The organism is Chitinophaga cymbidii, from assembly GCF_007992715.1.
Taxonomy (GTDB): domain Bacteria; phylum Bacteroidota; class Bacteroidia; order Chitinophagales; family Chitinophagaceae; genus Chitinophaga; species Chitinophaga cymbidii.
In genome coordinates, this window is the sequence record NZ_BKAU01000001.1 from 1,887,276 (window position 1) to 1,907,579 (window position 20,304).

General features: G+C 52.5%; 20 protein-coding genes. 4 read left to right on the forward strand and 16 right to left on the reverse strand.

From position 1 onward, the window contains the following. Positions 1-76: 76 nt before the first annotated feature. The 8 genes from CCY01nite_RS07685 to CCY01nite_RS07720 form a co-directional block, all read right to left on the reverse strand. Positions 77-1,555 carry a PSP1 domain-containing protein gene (locus CCY01nite_RS07685; protein ID WP_246129880.1) on the reverse strand — a complete coding sequence of 493 codons (1,479 nt, stop codon included), beginning with the start codon at positions 1,553-1,555 and terminating at the stop codon, positions 77-79. A gap of 256 nt (positions 1,556-1,811) precedes the next feature. After that, complete coding sequence (locus tag CCY01nite_RS07690; RefSeq protein WP_146859364.1) at positions 1,812-2,948, reverse strand: DNA polymerase III subunit; 1,137 nt, start codon at positions 2,946-2,948, stop codon at positions 1,812-1,814. A gap of 51 nt (positions 2,949-2,999) precedes the next feature. Then, complete coding sequence (locus tag CCY01nite_RS07695) at positions 3,000-3,539, reverse strand: hypothetical protein (protein WP_146859366.1); 540 nt, start codon at positions 3,537-3,539, stop codon at positions 3,000-3,002. A gap of 6 nt (positions 3,540-3,545) precedes the next feature. Beyond that, positions 3,546-4,067 carry a glutathione peroxidase gene (locus CCY01nite_RS07700; protein WP_146859368.1) on the reverse strand — a complete coding sequence of 174 codons (522 nt, stop codon included), beginning with the start codon at positions 4,065-4,067 and terminating at the stop codon, positions 3,546-3,548. A 64-nt stretch (positions 4,068-4,131) separates the two neighbouring features. Next, a complete protein-coding gene (recR, locus tag CCY01nite_RS07705; protein ID WP_146859370.1) occupies positions 4,132-4,758 on the reverse strand; it encodes a recombination mediator RecR in 627 nt (208 codons plus the stop codon). Positions 4,759-4,777: 19 nt separating this feature from the next. Further along, positions 4,778-6,235: an Ig-like domain-containing protein gene (locus CCY01nite_RS07710; protein ID WP_146859371.1), complete on the reverse strand. Its 1,458-nt coding sequence runs from the start codon at positions 6,233-6,235 to the stop codon at positions 4,778-4,780. A gap of 53 nt (positions 6,236-6,288) precedes the next feature. Next, complete coding sequence (locus CCY01nite_RS07715; protein WP_146859373.1) at positions 6,289-9,450, reverse strand: ATP-dependent helicase; 3,162 nt, start codon at positions 9,448-9,450, stop codon at positions 6,289-6,291. Positions 9,451-9,453: 3 nt separating this feature from the next. Then, the gene (locus tag CCY01nite_RS07720) at positions 9,454-10,572 is read right to left on the reverse strand and encodes a DUF3298 and DUF4163 domain-containing protein (protein WP_146859375.1); all 1,119 of its coding nucleotides are present in this window, start codon (positions 10,570-10,572) and stop codon (positions 9,454-9,456) included. A 98-nt stretch (positions 10,573-10,670) separates the two neighbouring features. Here CCY01nite_RS07720 and pdxH point away from each other — a divergent pair, with 98 nt between their 5' ends. After that, on the forward strand, positions 10,671-11,318 hold the full coding sequence (pdxH, locus tag CCY01nite_RS07725) for a pyridoxamine 5'-phosphate oxidase (protein ID WP_146859377.1): 648 nt from the start codon (positions 10,671-10,673) through the stop codon (positions 11,316-11,318). Between the two features lie 77 nt (positions 11,319-11,395). On the opposite strand, the gene CCY01nite_RS27095 is transcribed toward pdxH, so the two are convergent. The 5 genes from CCY01nite_RS27095 to CCY01nite_RS07750 form a co-directional block, all read right to left on the reverse strand. Continuing rightward, positions 11,396-11,512, reverse strand: a complete 117-nt coding sequence (locus CCY01nite_RS27095; protein ID WP_120517705.1) for a 30S ribosomal protein THX — start codon at positions 11,510-11,512, stop codon at positions 11,396-11,398. 97 nt (positions 11,513-11,609) lie between these two features. After that, positions 11,610-11,879: an HU family DNA-binding protein gene (locus CCY01nite_RS07735; protein ID WP_074241463.1), complete on the reverse strand. Its 270-nt coding sequence runs from the start codon at positions 11,877-11,879 to the stop codon at positions 11,610-11,612. Between the two features lie 296 nt (positions 11,880-12,175). Next, on the reverse strand, positions 12,176-12,478 hold the full coding sequence (locus tag CCY01nite_RS07740; protein ID WP_146859379.1) for a DUF4286 family protein: 303 nt from the start codon (positions 12,476-12,478) through the stop codon (positions 12,176-12,178). A 2-nt stretch (positions 12,479-12,480) separates the two neighbouring features. Next, positions 12,481-13,245, reverse strand: a complete 765-nt coding sequence (locus CCY01nite_RS07745; RefSeq protein WP_146859381.1) for an exodeoxyribonuclease III — start codon at positions 13,243-13,245, stop codon at positions 12,481-12,483. Between the two features lie 109 nt (positions 13,246-13,354). Continuing rightward, the gene (locus tag CCY01nite_RS07750; protein WP_146859383.1) at positions 13,355-13,636 is read right to left on the reverse strand and encodes a hypothetical protein; all 282 of its coding nucleotides are present in this window, start codon (positions 13,634-13,636) and stop codon (positions 13,355-13,357) included. 383 nt (positions 13,637-14,019) lie between these two features. Here CCY01nite_RS07750 and CCY01nite_RS07755 point away from each other — a divergent pair, with 383 nt between their 5' ends. From CCY01nite_RS07755 to CCY01nite_RS07765, 3 genes are all read left to right on the forward strand, one after another. Next, positions 14,020-15,915 carry a sensor histidine kinase gene (locus tag CCY01nite_RS07755; protein ID WP_146859385.1) on the forward strand — a complete coding sequence of 632 codons (1,896 nt, stop codon included), beginning with the start codon at positions 14,020-14,022 and terminating at the stop codon, positions 15,913-15,915. A 118-nt stretch (positions 15,916-16,033) separates the two neighbouring features. Next, a complete protein-coding gene (locus CCY01nite_RS07760; RefSeq protein ID WP_146859387.1) occupies positions 16,034-16,234 on the forward strand; it encodes a hypothetical protein in 201 nt (66 codons plus the stop codon). Positions 16,235-16,667: 433 nt separating this feature from the next. Continuing rightward, complete coding sequence (locus tag CCY01nite_RS07765; protein WP_146859389.1) at positions 16,668-17,174, forward strand: hypothetical protein; 507 nt, start codon at positions 16,668-16,670, stop codon at positions 17,172-17,174. Positions 17,175-17,429: 255 nt separating this feature from the next. Here the strand turns inward: CCY01nite_RS07765 and pyrH are convergent, their stop codons facing one another. The 3 genes from pyrH to rpsB all read right to left on the reverse strand — a co-directional run bounded on the left by pyrH (position 17,430) and on the right by rpsB (position 20,267). Next, complete coding sequence (pyrH, locus tag CCY01nite_RS07770) at positions 17,430-18,143, reverse strand: UMP kinase (RefSeq protein WP_146859391.1); 714 nt, start codon at positions 18,141-18,143, stop codon at positions 17,430-17,432. A gap of 196 nt (positions 18,144-18,339) precedes the next feature. After that, a complete protein-coding gene (gene tsf, locus CCY01nite_RS07775) occupies positions 18,340-19,164 on the reverse strand; it encodes a translation elongation factor Ts (protein ID WP_146859393.1) in 825 nt (274 codons plus the stop codon). Between the two features lie 122 nt (positions 19,165-19,286). Next, a complete protein-coding gene (gene rpsB, locus CCY01nite_RS07780; RefSeq protein WP_146859395.1) occupies positions 19,287-20,267 on the reverse strand; it encodes a 30S ribosomal protein S2 in 981 nt (326 codons plus the stop codon). Positions 20,268-20,304: the final 37 nt, after the last annotated feature.

Genomic DNA, 20,304 nt, shown 5'->3' on the forward strand with positions numbered 1-20,304 from the left:
ACAGGAACCCGAATAAAAAGAGGCTGTATCGATTGTTGATACAGCCTCATCCTATAATACGGTCTGATGGTAACTTTTATTGTTTGGCATCCGGTTTCCGTGGCGGCCGGTTGCGGTTCCTGTTGTTACCGCCTTGTCCGCCAGGCTGTTGCGGTTTGGGCTCACGCGGCTCACGTGGTTCGCGCGGCTCCCGGTTTTCGGGGCGCGGAGGGCGCTGTTCGCGGCCTTCCCGTTGTTGCGGGCCTTGCTCACGTTTTTGTTCACCGCGGTTCTGGCGTTGTTCGCCACCTTGCGGCTGCTCACGTTTCTGCCCTTGCTGTTCGCGCCTGTCGCCTTTCTGATCCGGACGGTCAGGACGATCGGGGCGCTGCTGCTGTTGCGGGCGTTCGCCGCCTTTTTGCTGCGGGCGTCCTCCTTCACGGGGCGGTTTCTGCTGGCGGTTATCCTGCCCACGTTGCCGTTGCTGCTCTTTTTGCTCGCCGCGGGGCTTTTGCTCTTGCTGTTTTTGTCCCCCTTTGCCTTTATTGTCTTTCTGCTGTTGCTCTTTGTGTTTCTCGCGGGATTTCTGCTTGCGCTTCTGCGAGGCTTTTTCCAGTGAACGAAGGCTGATCTGGCCTACCACGTCCGCAAAACCAAGATCGGTTTCCTTGGGTTTGGTGGTCACCACTTCCACGGCTTTCAGCTCTTCCGGCTTGATCCCCTGCTTGTTCTGCTGGCGGATCTCCTTCACGCGGGAAATGGTCAGCGGGTATTGCTTGCTGCTGTTGTCGTAGGAATACCACATCAGGCTCTTGAAGATATCGCGCTTCTGCAAGGTGGCCTTGCCGCCGGAGGTTTCTATGGTATCGCAGTCGTCGGGGAAATCTTTCAGGGCGTCCAGGTAAGTGTCCAGCTCATAGTTGAGGCAGCATTTGAGGCGGCCGCACTGGCCGGAAAGCTTGGCCTGGTTGATGGAAAGGTTCTGGTAACGCGCCGCGGTGGTGTTCACGGATTTAAAATCGGTGAGCCAGGTGGAGCAGCAAAGCTCGCGGCCGCAGCTGCCGATGCCGCCTACCTTGCCGGCTTCCTGGCGGGCGCCGATCTGGCGCATTTCCACCTTCACCCGGAATTCGGAGGCATAGATCTTGATCAATTCACGGAAGTCCACACGGTCGTCCGCCGTATAGAAAAAAGTGGCTTTACGGCCATCGGCCTGAATTTCCACTTCAGCCAGCTTCATTTCCAGCCCAAGATTGCGGGCGATCACACGCGCTTTGATAAGGGCGTCATGCTCGCGTTTCTTGTTCTCGGACATGCGGTTCATATCTTCCTGAGACGCGCGGCGCAGCAGTTTTTTCACTTCGGGCGTATCTTCCACCCGTTTTTTCTTCATCTGCAACTTTACCAGCTCGCCGGTAAGGTTGACCATGCCAATATCAAAACCACTAATGCCCTCCACGGCCACCATTTCGCCTTTTTCAAAGACCTGTTTGGTGGAATTGCGAAAGAAATCCTTGCGACTTCCGTTATTGAAACTAACTTCTAAAATGTCAAATGGTGCTAAGCTATCACTCAAGGGTATATTGGACAACCAGTCGAACACGTTCAATCTGTTACAACCTCCGCTGCTGCATCCTCCATTACTCTTGCATCCCGACGGCTTCCCTTCCGCACCCGTACCACATCCGGCACAAGCCATATATTACGGTTTATTTTTTTATGAAAAAATGATTATCCCTGCATTCCCAGGTCACTAAAAGTACATATTTACTTTCATAATCAAAAGTGAGCATAGGGAATGAAGGGACAAAGGTAAGGGAAATTGTTGATAGCTAGACCGGCAGGGGCTTTCCCTTAAAAATGTACTGCAGGCGGATGGACAGCGCATGGAAGAGGATCTTGCCGTTGGCGTTCCTTTCAATATGATAGAAAGCATTGTCCAGCGCCTCCATCAGCTGCTGCATCTGCCCGAGATCGGCCAGTTTTTTAAGTTTTTCCGCAAAATCCACCTCTTCGTCCGAGAAGGCCAGCTGGCTTTTGTCCATATACTGCAGGCGGAGGCTGTGTTCGAGCACATTGATAAAGTACCGGAGGAACTGTTTCTGATTTTCGCGGCCCATTTTGGCGCTGGCGATGTTATCCACCCATTCCTGCAACCCTTTCCGGTTTTGCATGAAAATGCAATTGAGCCAGGCGCGCAACATTTCGTGGTAATCGTTGTCGGAATGTTGCAGCAGTTGCAGCGCTTCGCGGTAATTGCCGGAAGCGATGGTGGCGATCTGCCGGGCGCGTTGTTCCGGCGCCTGGTTACGTTCCGTGAGGGCTTTTACCACGTCGTTTTTCGACAGGGGATTTATTTTGATGAGTTGCGTGCGGGAGAGGATGGTGGCCAGTATTTGTTCCTGGTTTTCGGCTACCAGTATAAAAATGGTTTGGGCCGGCGGCTCTTCTATCAGCTTCAGCAGGCGGTTGCCTTCATTGCCGAGGTATTCCGGCATCCACATCAGCAGTATCTTGAAGGGGCTTTCGAAGCTTTTCAGGCTGAGTTTGCGGATGATGTCCTGGCATTCATGCGCGGTGATATTGCCCTGTTTGTTTTCTGCCCCGATGAACTGCAGCCAGTCGTACGCATTGCCATAAGGCTGCTGCGCGATGAACTCCCGCCACTCGGCGGCATAGTCGCTGCTGAGGGGCTTGTCGCCGGCTTTACGGGGGATAACGGGATAGGAGAAATGAATATCCGGATGAATATACTGAGCGGCTTTCTTGCAGGCGGCGCATTCACCGCAGGCGTCCTGCTCCCGGCGGTCTTCACACACGAGGTATTGCGCAAAAGCAAGCCCTACGGGCAATCCCCCGGCGCCTTCGGGCGCCAGCATGATCATGGCGTGACTGAGACGGTTATGTGTAACGGCATGCAGCAGCTGTTGCCGCGTTGCATCCTGCCCGATGATGTCTGAAAAATACATGGGCGTAAAAATACTTCATTTTGCTATTCGGAAGGAGGATAACGCAGCGGCTTATTGTATGGAGAGAAAACAGACTTCCGAGAAATTGCCGGTGGCGGTCACTACCGGTTCAACGGTGCGGAGGTAATAGTTCCCCGACACGGTACGCCTTTCAATGTCTACGGCTGTGATGTTGACGGACGCGGAGTCCGTTGTATGATACCGGTATTCCTGCCCGCGCCGTACGCCGATCAGTACGCGCCCGGTGGTATCGCTGCCGGCCTTCCGGGAATAGGTGTACAGGCGTACGCCAATGGAATCCATGCGCAGCTGGTCGTTACTGAAGGCGGAAACATCCGCTACGTTGATCACTACTTTGACCGTATCTATATATGCTTCCACACTGAGCAGCTTGAACCGGCCCATGCTGCCGGCGGGCCGGAGGAGGGTGGAGCTGAGTATTTTCAGGGGATAGAACTGGTTGTTGACATGGATATTCGCCATTGAATTTTCGCAGTTTTGCAGCGAAGGATCATCGGATTTCGAGCAAGTGGCAAAAAACAGGATCACGCAGCCGAAGGCTACGGATAAGTACAGTAGGCGTTTGGTCATGTATGGTTATTTTTCGATCGCGGCAATTATTTCCGGCGAATCCGGTTGCGTCCGGGGCTTGAAAACGGCTATCAGCTCGCCTTTTTCATCCAGCAGGTATTTCTGGAAGTTCCAGGTCACCTCTTCCGGATCAAACTGTTTTTCCCGGCTTTCTTCCTGCAGCCATTTGTACAAAGGGTGAATATCGTCCCCCTTCACGGAAATCTTGGCCGCCATCGGGAAAGTAACGGCGTATTCCTTTGTACAGAAGGCTTTGATCTCCTGGTTGGAGCCAGGTTCCTGCCCACCGAAGTTGTTCGCCGGAAAACCGACGATCACCAGCTTATTTTTGTATTTCTTGTACAGCTTCTCCAACGCTGCGTATTGCGGCGTGTTCCCGCACATAGACGCGGTGTTGACGATCAGTATCTTTTTGCCTTTGAATTTAGAGAAGTCTATCTTACCACCTTCCAGCGATTCCACCTTAAAATCGTAGACATTGCCGAAGGCGAATGAAAAGAACGCGGAGAGTAGTATTAATTTGAACATGGCACGGATGATTTACATTGTATATCATAAAGTTAAACAACCTTGCTGTAAAATCCATGTTATTCTACCGTGATCCCTGCTGCAGGTAATTTTCCAGCGGCAGGCGGTTGGTCAGGGAGCGGGCCAGCGTCATTTCGTCCGCATATTCCAGCTCACCGCCGAATGCGATGCCCCGGGCGATGGTGGTGATCTTCACCGGCCATTCCTTCAGCTTTTTGGAAAGATAGTAGATGGTGGTATCGCCTTCGATGGTGGGGCTGAGGGCCATGATGACTTCTTCCACGCCCTGCTGCTGCACTCTTTCCACGAGGCTGTGGATGTTCAGCTGCTCGGGACCGATGCCGTCTATCGGGGAGATGATGCCGCCGAGCACATGGTACACGCCGTTGAACTGCTGGGTGTTCTCGATGGCGATCACATCGCGGATGCTTTCCACCACGCACACCACGTTCGTATGCCGCGCGGGATTGGCGCAGATGCTGCAGGTTTCATCGTCAGACACGTTGTGGCAATGTTTGCAGAATTTGATCTGCCTGCGCATGCGCGCTACCGTTTCGGAGAACAGCTCCACCTGTGCCGTATCCTGCTTGAGCAGGTGCAGCACCAGTCTTAACGCTGTTTTCTTGCCCACACCCGGCAGCCTGGCAAATTCATTAACGGCATTTTCTATCAATGCGGAGGAAAAGATCATGTCACAAAGTTACAGATAACTATAGATTCACGTTAACGGGTACCGTCCAGTTCTTTTTGATGTTGATCACGTCCCGGATGGGGAATACTATTTCCGGCTGTCTGCGGGGCTTGCGGTAGTAGGCGCCGGTGTCCCAGATGCCGTTGCCGTCGGTGTCAACGAGCACGCGGATCTCGTATTCGCCGGGCTGGACCAGTCCGCGTTCCCAGGCGCCGTTGCGGATCACGCCGGAGTATTTGATCTCTTTGTTGGATACCATCTGCACCACGAACTGGTAGCCGGTGTCCGCCGGCAACACCCTGCGGGCGCTGTCCCCGATGGTGAGCTTCACCTTCACGATCCCGTAATCGTCCAGCCCTTTTGCCGCAAAGTCAATGGTATCGGCTTTGGCCGCCTGGCCGGAGGTGTCTGTGGCAAACCCTTCCGGCAGAATGAGCCGGTAAGGCTTGGAGGGCTTCCAGTCGTACGCCAGCTTGAAATTTTTCGCGGTGGTATCCGCCCGGTGGAAAGCAAAGGTCACCGGTTTGAAGGTGGTGTCTTCCTGCAGCAGTATCCGCGAGGAGTCGATCGTGCTCAAAGGCAGGTTGAACTGCAGCACGAGGGAATCGCCCAGTTCCTGCTTGCCGCTGCTGAGCACGGCGCTGGCCTGCAGCTTTGGCTTCCGCGCGGGCTTTTTGTTGGCGGCGGAGCGGGGCTCTTCTTCCACGGGCTCTGGCGGTTCTTCGGGGTACAGCACGGTATCTCTTTCCTTGAAGAGCGCCAGGTTTATGTCGCTGAGATTTTCAGTGAGATGTACGAGGCTGTCGGAATACGCGATCAGCTCCGTGGGCTGTGTGTATTGAAAATCCCGGTCTTCTTCCTTGAGGGCGAAAATGCGGTAGGTGCCGGGTTTCAGGTTTTTGAAACGATAGATGCCGCTACCCTTGGTCTTTGCCACGTAGAGCGGTTTCTCTTTGGACACGGCGGAATCTTCCAGGTTGGCATACAGCATCACGGCCACGTTGCTGTCCGGCAGGCCGGTTTCCGCGGTGATCAGCTTGCCGGTGAGCTGCAGGGAATCCAGGTAGGTGCCGGTGGACACTACGTACTGGAAATCTTCTATCGGGTTGCGCTCGTTCACGTCCTTCACGGCATCGCCGAAGTTGAAGGTATACGTGGTATTGGGCTGCAGGGAGTCTTTGATCTCTATGGTGATGGTGCGCAGCTTGGCCGTGATGGTGGGTGTACGTTTGAGGGTGGGGGAAACGATGAGCTTTTCGATCACATTGTCCAGCTCCACATACTCATTGAACCGGAACACCACCTGCTTACTGGAAAAATTCAGCGACGAGTCCTTCGGCGCAACGCCCATCAGGCGCGGGGGCAGGGTGTCCCTGGGCCCGCCGCCCGGCGGCACGATGTTCGCGCATTGGGAAAGGCAACTGCATATAGCCAGTACGATCAGTGAGCAAATCCAGCCCCGGAGATTCAGATTCATTTTTTCCTAACCTGTGAATTAAATTTAAGTGCAAACTTACTGTTTGTTACCGATTATTCTTCTTCCTCCTCTTCCACCAGCGAATGCAGCGCCACCTGCAGCTTGTTGTCCTTCACGAAATTGCACCATTTGCAATCATCCTTTCCGCAACCGGTATAGAATTCCTTGTTCTGGATCTTCGCCCAGGTGTCTGTGATCTGCTGGGTGACAGTGGTGGTATCCTGCGGAGTGATGGTGATCTTCTCCCGGAAATATTCTTTTTGTTTGTTCGGCTCAATGAAATCAAATTCCGTGCTAACCACCTGCCAGTTCTTCTGTTTGTAATTATCTAACAAAATTTTATAAAATACGCCCTGCCGCCAGTAGTCGCCGCCATCCGGGTTACGCTCGTTGGGCGGATCGAATTTCTTTAGGTCTTTCTTCGTTTTTTCAAAGTCGCCCGTTTTATAATCCACCACGTTCACTTCCTTCCCGTTGAATTCCAGCTTGTCGATCTTGCCTTTCACGGGCACGCCGTTCACGATCACGTTGCGGATGTTCCGCTCGATGCTCACCACTTTATTCCAGGAATCGATGTACTTGTCGTAATACGCCGTTAAAATATCCTTCCCGTATTCCATCCTTCTTTCAAACGCCTCCCTTGTGAAGCATTCGCGGTTGCGCAGCATGCTGTAGGAGAAATCGCGGATGAACTCTTCTTTGGACGGGAAGATGTTGTTGTTGTTCTGCATTTTCTGGAAAAGCTTTTCCAGCGCGAAGTGCACGGCGGAGCCGAATTCCGTGCTTTCGGAACGGCCTACGGGCACCCGTACGAGGTTCTGGTAGAAGAAGGCGAGTGGACAACGGAGGTAGTTGTTGAGCGCGGTCACGTTCATGACGAAGTTGCTCAGCAGGGTGTCGATAAAAAGCTGGTCCACTTTCTCGATCTCCGGCGCGGACTCCTTGCCGTATTGCAGTATCTCGAACTGGAAGAGGTCTTCTTCCGGTAAAACGATCTTTTGTTCGGGGAGGATGTGCGATTGCAGTATTTCGGAGATGAACATGCTTGGCTCCAGCGGTTTGCCGTCCTGCCGGAACTCCGGGTAGCTGATGAACAGGTACTTTTCCGCGCGGGTCATCGCCACATAAAAAAGCCGGCGCAGCTCCTGTTCGTCGGTAGACGTGGCTTGTGTGGAGAAAACGGTATCGGGGAAATTGAAGCCCGAGGCACTGCGTTTCTTCTTTTCCCAGAGATGGGAGTTGGTGCCGGCCATGAACACATATTCAAATTCCAGCCCTTTGGCGCCGTGCGCCGTGAGCAGGTTCACGCCCTTTTCATTGCCTGCTACTTGTACCAGAGGGATGGGCAGGCTGTTGCTTTCCATGAGGGACACGGTTTCCATCAGGGTGATGATGTTCAGGTCCGGGTTGCGGTGCGTTTCTTCTTTCACAAAGTCGAACAGCGCCTGCAGCATTTTCATCAGCCAGATCTTTTCCGGCGAGGCCATGACGTAGGAAAGGATGCCGCCTTCGCTGACGATTTCGGCGAACAGCTGCTGAAGGGTAATGTTGTGGGCGTCGCCGATCCATTTCTCAAGGAGGTTGCCGAGGCGCATGGCTTCGTCGTGCGGGGCGAGGGAGAAGAGCGTAGGGTTGCGGGTCTTGTTCCAGTCCTGCAGGTATTTGCGGATGGAGGTCTTCTCGCTGTACCCTTTCTCCGCCACTTCTATGCTGATGCGCGCCGCTTCGATGGGCGGCAGCCTGTAGAAGTCATAGTGCATGATCTCGAACAGCAGGTCGTCACCGCTGTAGGGCGTTTCCAGCTCATTGGCGATGTACTGCAGGATGTGTATCACTTTGCGGGCGAAGGGCTGTTCGAAAAGATTGATGTTGCGTTTGGAATAAAAGGGGAGCTGCTTCAGGCGGAAGTATTGCGCCAGCTCTTCGCCGTATCTGTTCTCTTTGTAGATGACGGCGATCTTGCCGGGCTGCACGCCCATTTGCAGCAGCTGTTCCACTTCCAGGGTGATGGCGGCCATTTCATCGCGCGGGGTGTTGTACCGGCGGATGACGGGCGGAATGTCCAGCCCGTTGAGCTTGCCATTAGCCGCCACCAGCTGCTTGCTCAGGCCGGGCAACTGGTCTACCAGCCGGGAGCCTTTGTTGTTGCCGATGAGCGTCATGGACACGTCCAGCACGTTCTGCACGGAGCGGTAGTTTTGCGTGAGCACAACGGTGAGCAGGTCTTTTTCAAACCCTTCCGCAAACTGCTCCATGTTCTCGATATTGGCGCCCTGGAAGCGGTAGATGGACTGGTCATCATCCCCCACCACGAACACGTTCGGCTTTTCTTCGCCCGCTGTCAGCAGCGAGATCAGCCGGTTCTGGGTACCGCTGGTATCCTGGTATTCATCTACCAGTATATATTGGAACCGTTCCTTGTAATCGGCCAGCAGGTTGGGATTTTGCTCAAATGCCCGGATCACCCAGTTGATCATATCATCGAAATCATAGCGGTTGGCCTTGTGCATCAGCTGCTGGAAGATGTCGAACTGCTCTACGGCGGCCAGCAGCCGCGCCATCTTTTCTTTTTCACCGTTGAGCTTGTCTTCTTTCAGATCGCCTTTTTTAAAGCGTCCGCTGGCTCTTTTATAGATAAAGTCCTCGCGCTCCGGCAGGCTTTCCACGTATGCTTCCACTTTTTCGCGGATGAACGCCACGGTCCATCCTTCCCTTTTCATGGTAGAGAAAAGGTTGGCGAGGTTGCGCATGTCGAAATACACATCACCGCGGTAGCGCTTGAGCGGGTTGTCTTTGGAGAAGCCGTCGATGAGCGTTTTGAGCAGCTGTATCTTTTCGAGGTCGGAAATGGGGTCCAGTACGTTCTTTTCGAAGAGGGACAGGTTGTCCTGTATCACTTCATTACAAAAAGAGTGAAAGGTGTGGATGTTGACGCGGTAGGCATCCGGACCGATGAAATCCGTCAGCCGCTTGCGCATGGCCACGGTGCCGGCATCCGTATAGGTGAGGCAGAGAATGTTGTGCGGCAGGAAGTCCGTATCCCGCAGGATCTTGCCGATGCGGGATGCGAGTATCTGGGTTTTTCCCGTACCGGGACCGGCGATCACCATCACGGGGCCTTCGGTGTTGTCCACCGCCAGCCGCTGGCGTTCATTCAGCCGGTTATACACCTCTTCGAACCGTTGATTATATTGTTGCGGATCTCTTGAATTCATATGTTATTGCAGGTAAGCTTCATTCACAAAGTCTTTCACGTCGTTGAAAGGGACAAATAAATTGATCTGCCCGAAGACATAGGCGGCGATCTCATAGGGAGTATAGCAAAAGGTAACGCCTTTGCTGGTGATAAAAAAATTATCGTTCGGGCGGATGTTTTTTTCGAACAGGAAGCCGTCGCTCAGCGCTTCGCCGGCGGGCACTTTGTATTTTTTGCGGAAGGATGCTTCCAGTGCCTGGCCGATGGCTTTTTCGTATCCGGGCTTGAACACGTCGGCCGGCTTCAATACTTTTTTGCGGGAGAGGTCGATCACGGAAAAGATGCTGCCGTAGTTGCCGTGCGCGCCGCCGGTAAATTCATAGCTGGCGGATTCCAGCACCAGGAGCGGGTACTGGTTCCAGACGATGCGGGTGCGGGTTTCGGCGTTCCAGTTCCAGGAAGCGCCCATGCCGGATTTCAGCTCGTTGGTATCTACTTCGTCCCGGTTCTGTTTGTATTGCAGCAGGAAGCTGTCCACCGGCGCTTTTACGATGCTGTCGGGGTTGTTAAGCCCCTGCCCGATGAATTGCCGGACCACGGCGAGCGCTGCTTCATCGGCGCCGCCCACGGGCCATACGATACCGGCGGAAGCCAGGGCCATGGGAGATCGCGGGTCATTGTAAAACAGGTTGGCGGAGTCGGAAAAACTGAATACGTCAAACAGCACCGCATCTTTTTTATCTTCCTGAAAATCGAATTCAAACTGGCGGCTGCCTTTCCAGATGCCCTTGAAATGGCCGTCGTCCGTGAGCTTTCCGGTGAAGAACTGATTTTCATCCGGATCGGAATTTTCCACCAGCGTGATCTGGCCGGATGAATCCTGCTGATAATATAAAGGGATGGGATCGCCTGTTTTATCGTAATAATACCAGCCTTCATATTGCGCGTTGCCGTAGCGGATGAGCTGCATGGTGACAGGTTGGCCGGCCAGCATGCCTTTCAGCTGCGTGTAGAAAGCCGTGCGCTGCGTGAGCGGCGTGGCAGTGGCCGTGGTGTCCTGCGAGGCGGAAGGTTGCTTCGCGGGTTGCTGGCAGGCTGCGAAACACAGCAGGGAGGCTAATAAACAGGCGTATGTTCTCATGAGATCCGGTATTAAAACTGATGTAAATTACCATTTATACAAATACTGGTCAGCATCTGTGGATAGATATGTGTTAATTTTGAACAAATATTTGTTCCATGATCAATCAAAAGATAGCGGCGCTGCGGCAGGATTACAAAAGGGCGACGCTGGATGAGCAGCATGCGGCGGCAGGCCCTTTGCCGCAATTTGAGCGCTGGTGGCAGGAGGTGATAGACAGTGAGCTGGAAGAGCCTAACGCGATGACACTGGCTACCAGTACGGCGGACGGACGGCCGTCTGCGAGGATCGTGTTGCTGAAGAGCTTTAACGAGGAAGGGTTTCTTTTCTTTACGAATTACGAGAGCCGCAAGGGGCATGAGCTGGCGGAGAACCCGCGGGTTACGCTGTTATTCTTCTGGAAGGAGCTGGAACGGCAGGTACGTATAGAGGGCACCGTTAGTAAGGCAAGCGCGGCGGTGAGTGATGAATATTTTCAGTCGAGGCCGCTGGGCAGCCGGATAGGGGCGATCGCCTCGCCGCAGAGCCAGGTGATACCGGGCCGGCAGGTGCTGGAAGAAAAGGTGCAGGAGCTGGAAAAGGCGTATGCTGAAAACGGTCCGCAGCGCCCGGAGCACTGGGGCGGATATGTGGTGAAGCCGGAATTGGTGGAGTTCTGGCAGGGCCGCAGCAGCAGGCTGCATGACCGGTTGCGGTATGTGTTGCAGAAAGATAACAGCTGGAAGATGGAGCGGCTGGCGCCGTGATGTTGAAGCGGGGTGCCCGGACCTTAAATATTAAATCCCGGATACTTGTTTACAGGTACCCGGGATTTTTTTATCTGCTAGGCTTTCTTTTCAGCCTTAGGCGCAGCAGTTTTCTTGGTCTTGGCAGGACGGCTTTTGCCGAAAGACCCGTTAGAGATCTTGCCTTTTTTGGTTTTGATATCTCCTCTACCCATGATTTAAGTTATTAATGATGAATGATAATGTTCTGCAAAAATAAAAAAAGCAAGAAACAAAAATGTTCCTTGCTTAAATAAGTTGGGTCTCCAACTCCTAGAGCTTGTCAGACAGTGCTTTACCAGCTTTGAATTTAGCAACTTTCTTAGCTTTGATCTTGATGATCTGGCCAGTCTGGGGGTTTCTACCGTTACGTGCAGCACGTTTGGAAACAGAGAAAGTACCGAAACCAACCAAAGTTACTTTACCACCTTTTTTCAGGGTATCAGCAACAGCTTTAGTGAAAGAATCCAAAGCATCGTTAGCTTGTGTTTTAGTAACGCCAGCATCTTTGGCGAGTTTGTCGATCAATTCGGCTTTGTTCATAGTTAGTTAAGATTTAACTAGTGAGAAAATGTTTGATGTGAGCAAATATAAAGCGTTTTATGAGATTGCCAAATTTTTAAAATAAATTTTTACACGCTGAAAAACCCTACAGGTAACGGTTAGAGCAGATTGGGCCTTTTCTCCTGCTAAACTAAAAATCAATCACCGGCATCCCAATCCCTTTACTGCATTGAGTTTTAATGACTCTTGCTATAAAACGCCGTTATTCTTCAACTATTGTACCAAAGCCCGGAGCCCTTGAAAATAGTGAATTTCCTGTGGATAAGTTTGCCCGTCTACACCACCTGCATCACGGTTCTGAAGGCTACGAACTGATCTCCGAAAGCGTCGAAACTCTTCTGCCGCAGGAGGCTTGCGTGTTCCTGCAGGTACGTATGATAGTTTTCCAGCGTATCGGTGAAGTACTGCACGGCGTAGGTGGGCCCTTCGGAATCGTCCTGGTCCAGCAGCCTGCAGATGCGGTAGTCATGGAAAAGGCCGGTGGCCATGATCTCGGGGATATGTTCTTTTTTCATCCATTCCAGCCAGCTTTCATGGATCGCCGGCGATACTTTGATGGTTACATTATAGATGAGCATTCTTATGATTTCAGTTGGAGATAAACGGGGCAGTGGTCCGAATGTTTCACGTGCTGCCAGATGCTTGCGTCCGCGAGGCGGTTTTGCAGGGGGGCGGTTACATTGATATAATCGATGCGCCAGCCTTTGTTATTGTTCCGTGCGTTGGCGCGGAAGCTCCACCAGCTGTATTGGTCCGGCTCGGGGTGGAAGTGCCGGAAGGTATCCACGAAGCCGTTTTCGAACAGCTTGGTCATCCACGCCCTTTCTTCCGGCAGGAATCCGGAAGAATCTTTATTGCTTACCGGGTTGTGTATGTCGATCGGTTTATGCGCAATATTATAATCCCCTACGACCACGAGGTTGGGGCGTTCTTTCCGGAGCTGATCGAGGTATCCGTAAAATTCGTCGAGCCACTGGTATTTATAGGTCTGTCTTTCTTCCCCGGTGGTGCCGGAGGGGAAATAGGCGTTGATGAGGGTGATGTCCCCGTAATCGGCCCGGAGCACCCTTCCTTCGGCATCGCTTTGCATGTAGCCGTTGCCGTATTGAACGTGGTCTGGTTTTACTTTGGAAAGGATGGCCACGCCGCTGTAACCTTTCTTTTGTGCGGGGTACCAGAAGTCCTGGTATCCAAGCTTTTCGAACTGCAGGTAGTCCACGTTTTCGCGGTGTGCTTTCACTTCCTGCAGGCAGATGATATCCGCGGGATCGGTTTTGAGCCAGTCGCAGAATCCTTTTGTCATGGCGGAGCGGAGGCCATTCACGTTATAGGTGACGATTCGCATGGGAGTATGAGTTTATAACAAAAATAAAGGTTGTCCCGTTCAGAGACAACCTTCAGGTGTAATTCGGTAAAGGAATGTGGCGCCCGGAGGCGCCACGTTGATAAAATGATTACAGGCGCAGCAGACCACCGCCTAAGCCGCCGAGGAGGCCGTTCAGCAGGTTGGTTACCGGAGCCAGTAAATCTCCCAGACCGCCAAGGCCGGGTAAAGATCCGCCACCGCCAGTGCCGGGCAGGCCGGAGGTGAGCGCGTTAGTGTCCAGCTGGGCACCAACGGTGATCTTGCCGTCTACATTGGTGATGCTGAAGGCGAGAAATCCGCCGTTAACGTCTTTTGCATTGGTTGCGTCCAGTTCCTGGCAACCATAGTTGTGTGCTTGCAAGCTTTCCATATGATAGGATTTTGGTTAAAAACAGATTTAGGACATGGGGACCGGTATTTTCTTTTCAGGAAAACGAACCAGGTGTTTGAGGCGCCTGGCGTGGGGAACCATGATCATTTCTATGACGGAGCGAATTTAAGATACCAATAGTGTAAAAACGCTGTTCATTTTGTTCATTTTCAAAGGGTTGTCATCGTCATGTTCATTCCATCCAAAATCATCCATTTACAAATAATTAACAAAATATTTCAGAAATAGCCATGATATTGAGTTACATGATGGGTTTCCCGGCCTTTCAATACCAAACAACGCAATTTCGGCATACCTTGCGCCCCGGGAGCCTACAGCACCAGCATTAACATTTACTTAGCCTTGCATACTTGTATATAGATATGGGAAAGATCCTCCTCTTCTGCTTGTTGTTCTGCATGCCTTATACCCTCTTTGCACAGAAGCAGGTGATCCGGCAATTGAAAGAAACGCTGCCCGCGCAGGGGACGGACAGCCTTCAGTATGCAGACGCTCTCAACCAGCTTTCCCTGCTGTATCTTCCACAGCAGCTCGACAGCAGCTTCCGGTATGCACGGGCCGGCCATGCGCTCTCGCTCAGGCTGCGCTATCACAAAGGCATCGCGGACGCCAATATGAACCTTGGCGCCTGCTTCACGTTCCAGCATAATAACAAGCTGGCCTACCGCTTTTACCGGGAAGGTCTGCAACGCTACCAGCTGCTCGGCGACTCCGCCGGTATCTGCAAAGCCCTGTACAGCATTGGCATGTACTATCATTTCCAGCAGCGTAACGACCTGGCGCTGCCTTATATGAACGATGCGATGGGCATCGGCAGCCGCCTCCTGCATGATTCCGCCTGGGCGCCCATGCTGGCCAATTATTATATGGTGTTTGAATCCGACAGCACACGGCTGGATTCCATACAGTGGGCGCTCGGCAAGGCGCGGGAGATAGCGGGCAGGTATCACGACAAACGATTGCTCACCTATACCGGGTTCTTTCTTGCGAACGAACGGCTCCGTAAAGGAGAGCTGAAGCCCGCGATGCAGGATTTGCTCAGGCTGGCTTCCGGCGCGGAGGAAGATGGGTTTGTGTACCTCTCGGTGTATGCTTACGCGCAGCTCGATCTGTATGCGTCCTATTACCATCTGCCGGATACATTGCTGTACCGCCGGAAGATGATGGAGGCCGCTATGGAAGGCGGGTACAAGCAGCTGCTCATCCGGCCGGCGGCGTGGCTTTATAAATACTACAGGAAGCAGAGCGCCGCCGCTGCTGCTCCGTATGCGGATGTGCTTTGCGAGATCGTGGAACACCAGGAAGATATGCGCAGGCAGGGCGGCGAAGATTATATGGAAGAGTTTCTGCAGGAGCAGGAACGGAAGGCACAGCGCCTCAGCAGCGCGCTGCAGCAACAGAACCTGATACGGGAATCGCTGGAATCCCGCAACCGGAACATGCTTGTCGCTTTCTTTGTTGTGGGCGGCTTGCTGCTCGCGGGACTGGTGGTTGTCAACTACCTGCTGCTCCGTTCCACCCGCCGCAGCGCGAAGCGGCATGCAGAGCTGAACAGGAGCGTCAACGAGCAGAACAAAAACCTGAAACATCATGATGATTTCAAGAACAAGCTGCTGAGCATTCTGGCGCATGACTTCCGGTTGCCGCTCGGGCATATCATCAACGCTTCGCAGCTTTTTGCGCGGGAAGACATCCGGAACGAAGAGATGCGCGAGATCTCTTCCAGCATCGCGTCCATGGCAACCGAAACGCTTCACCTGTTCGAGAACGTATTGCGGTGGGTGAAATCGCAGCTGGCGGGCTTTGAATATGTGCCGAAGCCGTACCTGCTGCTGGACCTGTGGATGGAAGTGCAGGAGCCGCTGGCGGAGGATATCAGGGATAAAAAGCTGGAGCTTGCGCTGAATATTCCGGCGGACCTGGTGGTGCATGCGGACAAGGAAATGCTGCAATTCGTGAACCGGAACCTGCTGCATAATGCGGTTAAATTTTCTCCCCGCGGCAGCCGGATCATGATAGAAGGATATCATGAAAAAGAGCGTTTATTCGTTTCCGTTACAAACGAAGGCGGTGGGATTTCGGCGGTGGACATTCCTTATGTTTTTGACTACAAGATCGTGGGTCGCTATGCCCGTGAAACCGGTCGTGGTGCGGGTATTGCGCTGATCATCTGCAAGGATTTCGTGGAGCGGATGGGAGGGGTGATTACGGTGCGGAGCGACGGGAAGAACTTCACGACTTTCGAGTACATGCTTTAACTGCGGGTGTTAACACCCGCGATTTAAATGAATAAAATGAACGGCTTTTATATCGATCCTGCTCATTAAATTGCACCTGTTATAATTATTTGTTTAACCCGAAACCAGCATCTTTTTTATGAGCAAAGCCAAAACAATCTCTGTTTTAAATGGCCGTCTTTCGCAAAGTATTTTCCTGGGCGGCGTTCCTCCTGATCATGAACCGCGGAAAGGTTTAAGCAGGATTTTGATGCAGTTATCATCATCTTTTTTTTCACGTAAGGCATCTGTGGATAAGGATGCGGAGAACAGCAAATTATCCGGTGGCCGGCGGGAATAAATATTTTATGACCGGGATTTGATGCTCTGCTATTATCTCTTTTCCTCACCCTTCGGAGAAGTATTAATTATGGGTCTGCCTGTCATTCATGATGGGACGGGCAGGGGCGGCCTTTGGGTAGATGCCTGCGGATGGTATATGCTCATAATGGACGCCTGGGGAAAAGATTCCGGTCATATGAACGATCACAATTGTCAAAAGGCTTGCTGATGTTGGGTGGTTAACCCGCCGGCGGGCTGCATGGATGCGTGATAGCGTGGGAATTAGCATTCTTCATATCAAGGGGTTGTATTCATTGCATACGGGCGCATCTGCGCCGGCCATTAAAGCGGGAGGCCACCCGCCATCAGCAGCACTTTTGACTTTATCTGTCACCGCCTGCACCTGACCACCGTTGAACAGGGATAGCATGATATCCTTCATCTGAAAAAACATGGAACACTTTTCGGCCTGTTGCCGCCATGGGACGCTGCTGTTCCGTGACGACCACCATAAGCAGATCTTGCTGAACAGCCTGGCCTTTATGGCGCTGAACAAACGTATATGGCTATACGGTTTTGTGATCCTGGAAGACGAGGTTCACCTGCTTTGGGAGAAGCAGCCGGACTGGAAAGCGCGGAACGTCCGCCAGATGCTCCTGAAATTCACGGCCCAGCAGATCAAGCACCGGCTGCGGGATAACCGCTCGAAGGAGCTGGACCAATACAAGTGCCACCGGCATGACCGGCAGTTTCAGTTCTGGGAGCCAGCTTCATTCACCGTTGATGTGCCGGACAGGAGCACTGCAGCGGAGAAACTGACCCAGATGCATGAAGCGCCGTTCACCAGCGGGATCTGCCCGCCCGGAAGCCCGTACCCGTATTCTTCGGCGGCATTTTATCATTCCGGGGAAGATCCGCACAGGATCATGACGCACTATCATCAATACTTTCCACCTTGATCGCCTGGAAATTGGGGTAACATTATCCATCCTGGGTATATAACGTCTTTATGGATGGATGAAATGCCGGGAGAATCTTCTCCTGGCTTATCCTGTGCGGGGATGTAAGATCGTGAATGGAACAGCACGGGCGGCTGTGAGGAGCTTCCCGTATGCCGGTGATCAACGCAATGCATCCCCGCCAGGAAGTGAAGCCATAGAAAAGGCCGGGAATGTCAAGCATCCCGGCCTTTAATGTTGTATGCTGAAAAGCGGTTATCCTTTTACCAGGGTACCTACATTCTGTCCCATGATCACATGGAGGAGGTTTCCCGTTTTGTTCATGTCAAATACAATGATCGGCAGCTTGTTTTCCTGGCAAAGCGTAAAGGCCGTCATATCCATTACGTTCAGTGATTTTTGATAAACTTCAGAGAAGGTAATGGATTCGTATTTGGTGGCATTCGGGTCTTTCTCCGGATCTGCGGTGTAAATGCCGTCTACCCGTGTGCCTTTCAGGATCACGTCCGCCTGGATCTCGATTGCCCGTAGTGAAGCAGCGGTATCCGTGGTGAAGTAGGGGTTACCCGTACCGGCGCCAAAGATCACCACGCGGCCTTTTTCCAGGTGGCGGATGGCGCGGCGGCGGATGTAAGGTTCCGCTATTTGTTCCATCTTGATCGCCGATTGCAGGCGGGTGTACATCCCGGCCCTTTCCAGGCCGCTTTGCATGGCCATACCGTTGATAACGGTGGCCAGCATGCCCATATAATCCCCCTGCGCCCGCTCAATACCCGTTTCCGCTTCATTCATCCCGCGGTAAATATTTCCTCCGCCGATCACGATCGCCACCTGCACGCCAAGGTCGGTTACCGCCTTGATATCGTGCGCATACTGGGCTATTACTTTCGGGTCAATTCCATAATTACTATCTCCCATCAGAGATTCACCACTCAGCTTGAGCAGAATTCGTTTGTACTTTGGCAACATGTCAGCTATGATTATTGTAAGTTCTAATTCCTCTTTTCTCCCGAACATTCTTCAGCCGGATGTACCGTTGGGGTATTCCGGTGCAGCCTTCCGGTACTAAATATACAAATCCTCCTCAAAAATATTCCCCGGAAGTGTATATGCAAAAAAAAGGAGAGAATTTTTACATTCTCTCCTTTTGAATTATCTGGTAAGACTATCCCAAAGCCACGCGCTTGAAGGAAGTTACCTTCAGTTCGGCGTCCAGTGACTTCAGGTGGTCTGCTACGGACTTGTTGCCGTCTTTTACGAAGGCTTGCTGCAGCAGGGTGCTTTCTTTGTAGAACTTGTTGATCTTGCCGGCAGCGATCTTCTCGGCCATTTCAGCCGGTTTGCCTTCCGCCTTGATCTGTTCAACGGCGATCTCTTTTTCGCGCGCGATCAGCTCGGCAGGAACGCCTTCCGCATCTACAGCGATCGGGTTCATGGCTGCGATCTGCATGGCGATGTCTTTACCCGCTTCATCGGAAACAGGCTTGCTGAAACCAACCAGTACGCCCATACGATAGTTACCGTGGATGTAAGCGGTTACAGCGGCGGCTTCGATCCTTTCAAATTTGCTCAGGGTGATCTTTTCACCGATCTTGGCAACCTGGTCGTTCACTTTGTCTGCCACTGTAGCGCCATCCAGCGGGGCGGCGTTCAGTTCTTCGGCAGACTGCACGTTGTTGGCCAGTGCAAGGTCAGCAATAGACTGTGCGAATTTCACGAAATCTTCATTCTTGGCCACGAAGTCGGTTTCGCAGCTCAGCAGCACGATCACGCCTGCTTTACCGTCTGCAGTGGTCTTTGCGATCACCACGCCTTCTTTGGTTTCACGGTCGGAACGCAGTGCGGCTACCTTTTGTCCTTTTTTACGGAGGTAATCAACTGCCTTTTCAAAGTCACCGTCGGTTTCCACCAGCGCCTTCCTGCAATCCATCATACCAGCTCCGGTTTGCTGACGCAGTTTGTTTACATCAGCGGCTGTAATTGTTGCCATGGTATATAATTCAGTTTAGAGTTATTGTTATTGAGAGAGCCCCTTTCGGGGAATATTTATAATGTGAATCGTGAACGACAGTATCATTCACGATTCACATTATCCTTTATGTATTGTGCTGATTATCTGGAAGGACCAGGTCTGCCTGCACCGGAGGGACGGAATCCGCCACCACCGCCGGGGCGGTTGCCACCAGGACGGTTACCACCGGGGCGATTGCCGCCACCGCTTCTGCCGCCACCGCCACCGCGGTTGCCTGCTCCACCGCCACGGTTACCACCGGGACCGCCGGTTCTGCCACCGGGGCCGGGCCTGCGGCCTCTTTCACCACGCTCTTCGCCGCCTTCCAGCTCGAATTTGCGCAGTTTGTTGTCAGTTTCTTCTTCCTCTACCTCGTCGGTCTTTTCAACCGCTCTTTCTGCCAGACCTTCTGCAATAGCCGCAGCGATATAGCTTACGATGATCGCGATGGATTTGGTAGCGTCGTCGTTCGCGGGGATCGCGAAGTCAACTTTGGTAGGATCGGAGTTGGTATCCACCATACCGAATGTAGAAACACCGAGGCGTTTAGCTTCCGCCAGGGCAATGTGCTCATGGCTGATGTCTACGATGAACAGGGCAGCCGGAACACGTGCCAGCTGTGCGATACCGCCGAGCACTTTTTCCATTTTGTCCTTATCACGGGAAAGCGTCAGACGCTCTTTCTTGGTGATGTTGTCGAAAGTACCGTCCGTCAGCATCTTTTCAATGCTCTGCATTTTCTTTACGCTCTTGCGGATGGTAGCAAAGTTGGTCAGCATACCACCTAACCACCTTTCGGTTACGTAGGGCATGTTAACACGTTTCGCAGCTTCGGCAACGATCTCTTTCGCCTGCTTTTTGGTAGCAACGAACATGATCTTCTTGCCGCTTTTTGCGATGGATTTCAGCGCTGCCGCTGTCTCCTGCAGACCTTCAACAGTTTTGTTCAGGTCAATGATATGAATACCTTTCTTTTCTGCGAAAATATAAGGCAGCATCTTGGGATTCCACTTTTTCTTCAGGTGACCGAAGTGTACGCCGGCTTCCAGTAACTGCTGCTGTAATGAAGTATTATTTTCCATGTTGTTAAAGTCGAATTGATGTTCAGGAATTGAATGC